The sequence below is a fragment of the Streptomyces sp. NPDC054847 genome (assembly GCF_053610925.1).
In genome coordinates this window covers 1-10,277 of sequence record NZ_JBSGZJ010000253.1, presented here as the reverse complement: position 1 = coordinate 10,277, position 10,277 = coordinate 1, and the positions used below count along the sequence as shown (strand labels likewise).

Here is a 10,277-nt window from a genome sequence, read left to right as displayed (position 1 = left end):
GTCCGGAACCGTCGCGGAATATAGGTGCCTTGTGCATCGATCCGTTCCGCCACCCGGTGGACCTGCGCTCCGTTCGTTATCAAGCGGCAGCCCGCAGGCACTTACGCGCCGGTCCTGCGGGCTTTACCCTGAGCACGGCTCGATGGTTACTCGCCAGTTAAACAACCAGCCAGTTGTGCAGTGTTGCCGCAGGCCCGGAGGACGTCGTGAGCGAAACCCAGACCCTGATCGAGAACCGGCCGCCTTCGGTGGCGACCCTCTTCACCGAGCGCGTGGCAGCCACGCCGGACGGCGAGGCATACCGGTATCCGGTGCCCCCCGCCGCGGGCTCGGGCCCCGACGACTGGAAGTCCCTGAGCTGGGGCCAGGCCGCCGAGCGGGTCTACGCCGTCGCGGCCGGACTGATCGACCTGGGCGTGAACGCGGAGGAGCGGGTCGCGCTCGCCTCCTCCACCCGGGTCGAGTGGATCCTCGCCGACCTCGGCGTGATGTGCGCGGGCGGCGCCACCACCACGATCTACCCGTCCACCAACGCCGAGGAGTCGGCGTACATCCTCGCCGACTCCTCCAGCCGGGTGCTGATCGCCGAGGACGCCGCCCAGCTGGCCAAGGCGCGGGAGAAGCGCACCGAACTGCCCGAGCTGAAGCACGTCGTCGTCATCGACCCGACCGGCGTCGAGCCGGAAAGCTCCGAGCCGGAGGGCTGGGTCCTCACCCTGGCCGACCTCGAGGCGCGCGGCGCGAAGTACCTCGCCAAGAACCCGGACGCGGTCAAGGAGCGGGTCGCGGCGATCACCGCCGACCAGCTGGCGACGCTCATCTACACCTCGGGCACCACGGGCCGCCCCAAGGGTGTGCGCCTGCCGCACGACAACTGGTCCTACATGGCGAAGGCCATCGCCGCGACCGGCCTGGTCACCAAGGACGACGTGCAGTACCTCTGGCTGCCGCTCGCCCACGTCTTCGGCAAGGTGCTGACCTCGGGGCAGATCGAGGTCGGCCATGTCACGGCGGTCGACGGCCGCGTCGACAAGATCATCGAGAACCTTCCGGTCGTCCAGCCGACCTACATGGCGGCCGTTCCCCGTATCTTCGAGAAGGTCTACAACGGGGTCGCGGCCAAGGCGCGCGCCGGCGGCGGCGCCAAGTACAAGATCTTCCAGTGGGCCGCGGGAGTCGCCCGCGAGTACGCGAAGGTCACGCAGGACAACTTCCGCCGCACCGGTAACGCGACAGCCCCCTTCGGCCTGAACGCCAAGCACAAGGTCGCCGACGCGCTCGTCTACTCCAAGCTGCGCGAGGCGTTCGGCGGACGGCTGCGCGCCGCCGTCTCCGGTTCCGCCGCGCTCGCCCCCGACATCGGCTACTTCTTCGCCGGCGCCGGCATCCACATCCTCGAGGGCTACGGTCTGACGGAGTCGAGCGCCGCCTCCTTCGTCAACCCCGGCGAGGCCTACCGCACCGGCACGGTCGGCAAGCCGCTGCCCGGCTGCGAGGTGCGCATCGCCGACGACGGCGAGATCCTGCTCCGCGGCCCCGGGATCATGGAGGGCTACCACAACCTGCCCGAGAAGACCGCCGAGGTCCTCGAGGCCGACGGCTGGTTCCACACCGGCGACATCGGCGAGCTGTCCGCCGACGGCTACCTGCGGATCACGGACCGCAAGAAGGACCTGATCAAGACGTCCGGCGGCAAGTACATCGCGCCCGCCGAGGTCGAGGGCCAGTTCAAGGCGGTGTGCCCGTTCGTGTCCAACATCCTGGTGCACGGCGCGGACCGTAACTTCTGCACCGCGCTGATCGCCCTGGACGAGCCGACGATCCTCGGCTGGGCCGAGGAGAACGGCCTGGGCGGCAAGAGCTACGCCGAGGTCGTCGCCTCCCCGCAGGCCGAGCAGCTCATCGAGGGCTATGTGCGGCGCCTCAATGAGGGGCTCCAGCGCTGGCAGACCATCAAGAAGTTCCGGCTGCTCCCGCGCGACCTGGACATCGAGCACGGCGAACTGACGCCCAGCCTCAAGCTGAAGCGCCCGGTCGTGGAGCGCGAGTACAAGGACCTGATCGAGGACATGTACGCCGGTTCCCGCGAGGCGTGACCCCGCACGCACAGCGGCGGAACGGTGCCGTACCGACGGCCGTTCCGCCGCATGCGTGTGTGCTCTTTACGCCTTCCTGCCGGTTTCCTTCCCCTTAGTTCGGTGACTCGGTGCTTATGAGCCCCCTCTGTCTGTCACTCTGTCGGTGTCATAAGCGGCGCACGCCAGCACCGACCAGGAGCCGCAGGTGGGGTCCATTCCGATGCAGCGCGAGACCGGCAACTCTTCGACTCCCGTGTGGCCGGCACGGTTCGACCCCAGGCTGGTCGCGCGCACCAGCCTGCCCGGCAACCTCCTGGCCCCGGCCGGGGCACGCCGTTTCGTGCGTGACGCCGTCGACGGGTGGACGGCTCTCGGTCTCCTGTCCGGCGGCTCCTGCGCCGACCGGCTGGCCGACGACGCGGCCGTCGTCGTCAGCGAGCTCGTCACCAACGCCGTCGTGCACGCCGGCACCGCGGCGGAACTGCTCTGCCGGTTCGAGGAGGCCACGCACGAGGAACCGGCCGCGCTGGTGGTCGAGGTCTCCGACCACCACCCCGCCAGCGCCGTCACCGGCGGGCCGCACAGCGCCGACGAAGCAGGGACCGCGGACTACGGCCGTGGCCTCCAGCTCGTCGCCTCGCTCGCGGAACGCTGGGGCATCACCTTCCACGCCGCGCTGAAGACCGTCTGGGCCCGCCTGCCGCTCGACGGCCGTGACGTCCGCCCGCCCGCCGCCGCGTACGCGGCACCGCCCGCCCGCCGGGGCCCGGACGGGACGGAGGCGTCCGTGCCAGGACGCGGGCGTGACGACCTGGAGTGGGTGAGCCGCGGGGCGCCCGCGTTCCTCGCCGAGGCGTCCGACCTGCTCGCCGGGCAACTGGACGAGGACATGGTCGCCGCGCTGGCGGGCCAGCTGCTGGTGCCGCGGCTCGCCGACCGGTGCGCGATCTGGCTGGACGGCGCGAAGGCACACGGACACGGGACCGGGGGAGGAGGGGCCCGGGCGAGGCTCGTCGGGGTGTGGCACAGCGACGAGGCACGAGTCGGGCCGCTGCGGGAGGCCCTGGGCGAGGAGCCGCCCCTGCTCCCTCTCGCCTCGGACGGCGGACCGGTGCCGGTGGCCTGGCCGGACGGGACCCGCGGCGAGCACCCCGCGCCCCCGTACGGCGCCACGGCGCACGACTCCCCCCGCAGGTGGGGGACGGCCGGGGTGCCGCACCCGCCCACCCCCGGCGCCGTCACTCCCTTCCCGGGCGTGGCCGGGCCGCCCGCCGGCACCGGCACCCAGGAGCCGGCCGGGCCCCTTCCCCCCGACGAGGAACCGGCCACCGCCCTGGCCTACCGCCTCGGCGTCGGCGGCCACCGTCTCGGCGTGCTGCTCGTCGCGCAGAACGGCCCGGCGGGCGTCCCCGCCGAAGTGGCGGCCCTCATCGAGGACTTCGCCCGGCGGGTCGCCCTGGCCGTCAGCGCCGCCCGCCGGTACACCCGGCAGGCCACCATCAGCCGTGTCCTCCAGCGTGGCCTACTGCCCAGCAGGGTGGGACAGATCCCGGGCGTCGACACGTTCCTGGTCTACGAGCCCAGTGACGACGGTGTCGCCGGCGGCGACTTCTACGACGTCTTCCCCGCCGGGTCCGGCGGCCGCTGGTGCTTCATGCTCGGTGACGTCCAGGGCAGCGGGCCGGAGGCCGCCGTCGTCACCGGTCTCGCCAGGCCCTGGCTGCGGTTGCTCGCCCGCGAGGGTTACGAGGTCGGCCAGGTCCTCGACCGGCTCAACGGCCTCCTCCTCGACGACGCCATGGAGGCGGCGGAGGCGGCGGCCCTGATCGTCACCGGCGGGCACGGGCCGGGCCTCCCGGACGGGCAGCACGCGCGCTTCCTGTCGCTGCTGTACGGCCAGGTCGTGCCGTCACCGTCCGGCGACGGCGGCGCCCGCTGCACCCTGGCGAGCGCCGGGCACCCGCTGCCCCTGCTGCTGCGGCCCGACGGCACCGTACGGGCCCTCGCCGAGCCGCAGGTGCTGCTCGGGGTCGTCGACGACGTCGCGTACCAGAGCCACACGTTCGATCTGGAGCCCGGTGACACGCTGCTGTGCGTCACCGACGGGGTGACCGAGCGGCGCTCGGGATCGCGGATGTTCGACGACGAGGACGGTCTCGCGGCCGTCCTGTCCGGATGCGCCGGGCTCACGGCGCAGGGCGTGGCCGAACGGATCAGGGCCGCGGTGCACGCGTTCGCGCCGACGCCGCCCGGGGACGATCTGGCGCTGCTGGTGCTCCAGGCGGGGCGACCTGCCGGGTGACGGACAATGGGGGCATGCCTTCCGTACTGCCTGACGGCGAGCCCATGCCCGAGGACGGCGCGCTGCCCGCGTCCGCCCTCCACGGCGCCGAAGCCCGGCCGCTGGCCTTCTACCTGCACGTGCCGTACTGCGCGACGCGCTGCGGCTACTGCGACTTCAACACCTACACGGCCACCGAGCTGCGCGGTTCGGGGGGAGTGCTCGCCTCCCGCGACAACTACGCAGAGACCCTGGCGGACGAGGTCCGCCTCGCCCGCAAGGTCCTCGGCGACGACCCGCGGCCGGTGCGGACGGTGTTCGTCGGCGGGGGCACTCCGACCCTGCTGGCCGCCGATGATCTCGTACGGATGCTGGACGTGGTGCGTCAGGAGTTCGGTCTCGCCGACGACGCGGAGATCACGACGGAGGCGAACCCGGAATCCGTCGACCCCGCCTACCTGGCGGCCCTGCGGGAGGGCGGCTTCAACCGCGTCTCCTTCGGTATGCAGAGCGCGCGGCAGCACGTGCTCAAGGTGCTCGACCGCACGCACACCCCCGGCCGGCCGGAGGCATGCGTCGCGGAGGCGCGGGCCGCGGGCTTCGACCATGTGAACCTCGACCTGATCTACGGCACCCCCGGCGAGAGCGACGACGACTGGCGGGCCTCGCTGGAGGCCGCCGTTGGCGCGGGACCGGACCATGTGTCGGCGTACGCGCTGATCGTGGAGGAGGGCACACAGCTCGCGCGCCGCATCCGCCGCGGCGAGGTGCCCATGACCGACGACGACGTCCACGCCGACCGCTATCTGATCGCCGACGAGGTGCTCGGCGCGGCCGGCTACGACTGGTACGAGGTGTCCAACTGGGCCACCTCACCGGAAGGCCGCTGCCTGCACAACGAGCTGTACTGGCGCGGTGCCGACTGGTGGGGCGCGGGCCCGGGGGCGCACAGCCACGTCGGCGGCGTGCGCTGGTGGAACGTCAAGCACCCGGGCGCGTACGCGGCAGCCCTCGCGGAGGGCCGTTCGCCCGGCGCGGGCCGCGAACTCCTCCCCGAGGAGGACCGCCGCGTGGAGCGCATCCTGCTGGAGCTGCGGCTGCGTGAGGGCGTGCCGCTGGACCTCCTGCGTGAGGCGGGCCTCGCGGCGGCCGCCCGTTCCCTGGCCGACGGGCTGCTGGAGCCCGGCCCGTTCGAGGCCGGTCGCGCGGTGCTGACCCTGCGGGGACGGCTGCTGGCGGACGCGGTGGTGCGGGACCTGGTGGACTGATCACTCGCCGGAGTGAATCGATGCGGAGACGCCACGTAGGTGCCTAGGCTGATCCCAGGCTGCCGCGTAAAGGCCGCGGCGGAAATGGAGGACACGGAGATGACCGCTGTGGACGATCGCGGGATGACGGAGTTCTTCGAGGGTTTCGAGGGCCCCGAGGGTGTCAGGGTTGAGCTCCTCCGGGGGGAAATTGTGATGATGGCGGGGCCTGATCTGGTGCACAGCTGATCGTGGAAGCTGTGTTGGATCAGATCCCGCGCCAACGCTGGGCGCGACTACAGACCCAGGACATCGACATCCTGAACGAGGCCAGTGAGCCGGTACCCGACTTGGTGGTGCTGGAACGCGATGTGGGACCGCCGTCGGGGCGGTTGCTCCCCTCTACGCTGATCACGATGCTGGTCGAAGTCGTCTCCAAGACCAGCGTTGATCGCGACTACGGCGTCAAACGATCAGTTTACGCGGCGGGAAGGGTGCCCGCCTACTTGATCATCGACCCGATCATGGCCCAGTGCGTCTTCCTCACCGAGCCCGTCGGCAGTGGGGACAAGGCCGAGTACCAGGTCCAGCGGGTAACGAAGTTCGGCGACTCCGTTCCGCTGGACATACTCGGTACCAAGTTGGACACCGGCGAATTCGGCACTCTCCCCGGAGTCAGGCCTCACCGCTGGCCGTGACGAAGTCGATCAATTCCTCCACCCGCCCCAGCAGCGCAGGCTCCAGGTCCTTGTACGAGCGGACCTTGGAGAGGATGTGCTGCCAGGCGGCGCCCGTGTTCTCCGGCCAGCCGAGGGCGCGGCAGACGCCCGTCTTCCAGTCCTGTCCGCGCGGCACCGTGGGCCACGCCGGGATCCCCACGGAAGAGGGCTTCACCGCCTCCCACACGTCGATGTACGGGTGGCCCACCACCAGCACGTGCGGGTCCGTGACCGAGGCCGCGATACGGGACTCCTTGGAGCCCGCGACCAAGTGGTCCACCAGGACGCCGAGGCGGGCGTCCGGACCGGGGGAGAAGTCCGCCACGATCGACGGAAGGTCGTCGACGCCTTCCAAATACTCGACCACCACGCCCTCGATCCGCAGGTCGTCACCCCACACCCGCTCCACGAGCTCCGCGTCGTGGCGGCCCTCCACGTAGATGCGGCCCGCGCGGGCGACCCGGGCCCGGGCACCGGGAACGGCGACAGAGCCGGAGGCCGTACGGGACGGACGGGACGGGCCCGCCGGGGCCGGGCGGACCAGCGTGACGACCTTGCCCTCCAGCAGGAAGCCCCGCGGCTCGAGCGGGAACACGCGGTGCTTGCCGAAGCGGTCCTCCAGGGTGACCGTGCCCGCTTCGCAGCGGATCACCGCGCCGCAGAAGCCGGTCGACACCTCCTCCACCACGAGCTCGGGGTCGGCCGGGACCTCCGGCACGGGCTTCGACCGCTTCCACGGCGGCGTGAGATCAGGGCTGTAGCTGCGCATTCGCACGACGATACGGCCGCACGCCGCTACGACACGCCGAAACGCGCCGCCAGTTCGTCGCGCTGGGCCCGTACGAACGCCGCGTCCACCACCGCGCCGTGCCCCGGGACGTACAGCGCGTCCTCGCCGCCGAGCGCCAGCAGCCTGTCGAGGGCGGCGGGCCACTGCGGCCCGACGGCGTCCGTGCCGGCCTGGGGCTCTGCGGACTCCTCCACCAGGTCTCCGCAGAACACCACCTCCCGTTCCGCGGGCACCAACAGCGCCAGATCGTGGCCCGAGTGACCGGGGCCCACATTGGCCAGCAGCACCTGGCGGCCTCCCAGGTCGAGCGTCCACTCCCCGGACACCGCATGCTGTGGTGCCACCACCATGTCCGCGGCCTCCGCCGCCTCCTCGGGAGCGACCCCGTGCCGGATCGCGGTGGCGCGGATCGCGTCCCGCTCCCGGTGCAGCAGCGTGTCCATGCCCACAGCCCCGTACACGTCCGCCCCGGCGAAGGCCGCCGTGCCCAGCACATGGTCGAAATGGGGATGGCTGAGTGCGATGTGCGTCACGCGGCGCCCGCCCGTCAGCGCCTGCGCCTGGGCGCGCAGCTCGGCGCCCTCACGGAGCGTGGAGCCCGTGTCGTACAGCAGCACCCCGGCCTCGCCCGCGACCAGGCCGACGGTCGCGTCCCATCCCGGCAGGCGGCGGCGGCCGACTCCCTCGGCCAGCCGTTCCCAGCCGAAGTCTTCCCAACTGACGTCCATACGGCGACGCTATCCGCATCACATCCGCATCGACCTGCGCGGGCCGCACGAGCGCGTGTCCGACCGCACGGTCGGCCACCCTTGCTACCCGCGTACCCCTCAGCCGTACACTGGCCGGGGGAATGCTGGCACTCGGGCGCACCGAGTGCCAGGACACACAGAGGAACCACAGCTGGAGGTGCGCGAATGCTCAGCGAACGCAGGCTCGAGGTGCTGCGCGCCATCGTCCAGGACTACGTCGGCACCGAGGAGCCTGTCGGCTCCAAGGCCCTCACCGAGCGTCACAACCTCGGCGTCTCCCCGGCCACCGTCCGCAACGACATGGCCGTGCTGGAGGAGGAGGGCTTCATCGCCCAGCCCCACACCAGCGCCGGACGGATCCCCACGGACAAGGGGTACCGGCTGTTCGTCGACCGGCTGGCCGGCGTCAAGCCGCTGTCGTCGCCGGAGCGCCGCGCCATCCAGAACTTCCTGGACGGGGCGGTCGACCTCGACGACGTCGTGGGACGTACGGTGCGGCTGCTGGCGCAGCTGACCCGGCAGGTCGCCGTCGTGCAGTACCCGTCGCTGACCCGGTCCACGGTCCGGCACGTGGAACTCCTCTCCCTCGCGCCCGCCCGCCTGATGCTCGTGCTGATCACGGACACGGGCCGGGTCGAGCAGCGCATGATCGACTGCCCCGCCCCCTTCGGCGACGCCTCGCTCGCGGACCTGCGGGCACGGCTCAACAGCCGGGTCGTGGGACGCCGCTTCGCGGACGTGCCGCAGCTGGTGCAGGACCTTCCCGAATCCTTCGAGCACGAGGACCGCGGCACCGTCTCCACGGTGCTCTCCACACTGCTCGAGACCCTGGTCGAGGAGACCGAGGAGCGGCTCGTGATCGGCGGCACCGCCAATCTGACCCGCTTCGGACACGACTTCCCGCTGACCATCCGGCCCGTGCTGGAGGCGCTGGAGGAGCATGTGGTGCTCCTCAAGCTGCTCGGCGAGGCGAATGAGTCGGGCGGTATGGGCATGACCGTACGTATCGGTCACGAGAACGCCCATGAAGGCCTCAACTCCACGTCCGTGGTCTCGGTCGGCTACGGTTCGGGCGACGAGGCAGTAGCGAAACTCGGCGTGGTCGGACCGACCCGCATGGACTACCCCGGAACGATGGGAGCGGTACGCGCAGTGGCACGTTACGTCGGACAGATCCTGGCGGAGTCGTAAGTGGCCACGGACTATTACGCCGTACTCGGCGTACGCCGCGATGCATCGCAGGACGAGATCAAGAAGGCCTTCCGCCGCCTCGCGCGCGAACTCCACCCGGACGTGAATCCGGATCCGAAGACGCAGGAGCGCTTCAAGGAGATCAACGCCGCGTACGAGGTGCTCTCGGACCCGCAGAAGAAGCAGGTCTACGACCTCGGCGGTGACCCGCTGTCGCAGGCCGGAGGCGGCGGCGCCGGAGGCTTCGGCGCGGGCGGCTTCGGCAACTTCTCCGACATCATGGACGCGTTCTTCGGCACGGCGTCGCAGCGCGGACCGCGCTCGCGCACCCGCCGCGGCCAGGACGCGATGATCCGGCTGGAGATCGAGCTCAACGAGGCCGCCTTCGGCACCACGAAGGACATCCAGGTCGACACGGCCGTCGTCTGCACGACCTGCTCCGGCGAGGGCGCGGCGCCCGGCACATCGGCGCAGACCTGCGACATGTGCCGCGGGCGCGGCGAGGTCTCGCAGGTGACACGGTCCTTCCTGGGCCAGGTCATGACGTCGCGGCCCTGCCCGCAGTGCCAGGGCTTCGGCACGGTCGTGCCGACCCCGTGCCCGGAGTGCGCCGGCGACGGCCGCGTCCGGTCGCGGCGGACGCTGACCGTGAAGATCCCGGCCGGTGTCGACAACGGCACCCGGATCCAGCTCGCGGGTGAGGGCGAGGTCGGCCCCGGCGGCGGCCCCGCCGGTGACCTGTACGTCGAGATCCACGAGGTCGCCCACCCCGTCTTCCAGCGGCGCGGCGACGACCTGCACTGCACGGTGACGATCCCCATGACCGCGGCGGCGCTGGGCACGAAGTGCCCGCTCGAGACGCTCGACGGCGTGGAGGAGGTCGACATCCGACCGGGCACGCAGTCCGGCCAGTCGATCCCGCTGCACGGCCGCGGCATCACGCACCTGCGCGGCGGCGGCCGGGGCGACCTGATCGTGCACGTCGAGGTGACGACGCCGACGAAGCTGGACCCGGAGCAGGAGCGACTGCTGAGGGACCTGGCGAAGCTGCGGGGCGAGGAGCGCCCGCTGGGCCAGTTCCAGCCGGGCCAGCAGGGGCTGTTCTCGCGGCTGAAGGACGCGTTCAACGGGCGTTAGCCGGTGGTGGGGCGACGGGTCCGCTGCGCGGGGCCGTTTCCCCTCCCCGCCCCTTCCCGAACCGGGCTCCGCCCGGGCCCCGTAC

General features: G+C 71.7%; 7 protein-coding genes and 1 pseudogene. 6 read left to right on the top strand and 2 right to left on the bottom strand.

From position 1 onward, the window contains the following. Nucleotides 1-206 precede the first annotated feature (206 nt). The 4 genes and pseudogenes from ACWGH4_RS22745 (at nucleotide 207) to ACWGH4_RS22730 (ending at nucleotide 6,304) form a co-directional block, all read left to right on the top strand. Nucleotides 207-2,096, top strand: coding sequence for an AMP-dependent synthetase/ligase (locus ACWGH4_RS22745; protein ID WP_453463758.1), 1,890 nt, complete (start codon nucleotides 207-209; stop codon nucleotides 2,094-2,096). A 202-nt stretch (nucleotides 2,097-2,298) separates the two neighbouring features. Further along, a complete protein-coding gene (locus ACWGH4_RS22740) occupies nucleotides 2,299-4,380 on the top strand; it encodes a SpoIIE family protein phosphatase (protein WP_453463761.1) in 2,082 nt (693 codons plus the stop codon). Between the two features lie 14 nt (nucleotides 4,381-4,394). Then, nucleotides 4,395-5,627: a radical SAM family heme chaperone HemW gene (hemW, locus tag ACWGH4_RS22735; protein ID WP_453463755.1), complete on the top strand. Its 1,233-nt coding sequence runs from the start codon at nucleotides 4,395-4,397 to the stop codon at nucleotides 5,625-5,627. A gap of 99 nt (nucleotides 5,628-5,726) precedes the next feature. Next, nucleotides 5,727-6,304, top strand: a pseudogene (locus ACWGH4_RS22730) (Uma2 family endonuclease). Here ACWGH4_RS22730 and ACWGH4_RS22725 read toward each other — a convergent pair. Together ACWGH4_RS22725 and ACWGH4_RS22720 are read right to left on the bottom strand one after the other, a co-directional pair. Next, nucleotides 6,282-7,094, bottom strand: coding sequence for a DUF3097 domain-containing protein (locus ACWGH4_RS22725; RefSeq protein WP_441262943.1), 813 nt, complete (start codon nucleotides 7,092-7,094; stop codon nucleotides 6,282-6,284). The pseudogene ACWGH4_RS22730 and the gene ACWGH4_RS22725 sit on opposite strands and share 23 nt — an antisense overlap. 26 nt (nucleotides 7,095-7,120) lie before the next feature. Beyond that, the gene (locus ACWGH4_RS22720) at nucleotides 7,121-7,843 is read right to left on the bottom strand and encodes an MBL fold metallo-hydrolase (protein ID WP_453463751.1); all 723 of its coding nucleotides are present in this window, start codon (nucleotides 7,841-7,843) and stop codon (nucleotides 7,121-7,123) included. Between the two features lie 186 nt (nucleotides 7,844-8,029). On the opposite strand from ACWGH4_RS22720, the gene hrcA reads away from it, so the two are divergent. Continuing rightward, the gene (hrcA, locus tag ACWGH4_RS22715; protein WP_307706371.1) at nucleotides 8,030-9,055 is read left to right on the top strand and encodes a heat-inducible transcriptional repressor HrcA; all 1,026 of its coding nucleotides are present in this window, start codon (nucleotides 8,030-8,032) and stop codon (nucleotides 9,053-9,055) included. After that, a complete protein-coding gene (gene dnaJ / locus ACWGH4_RS22710; protein ID WP_441262941.1) occupies nucleotides 9,056-10,192 on the top strand; it encodes a molecular chaperone DnaJ in 1,137 nt (378 codons plus the stop codon). Nucleotides 10,193-10,277: the final 85 nt, after the last annotated feature.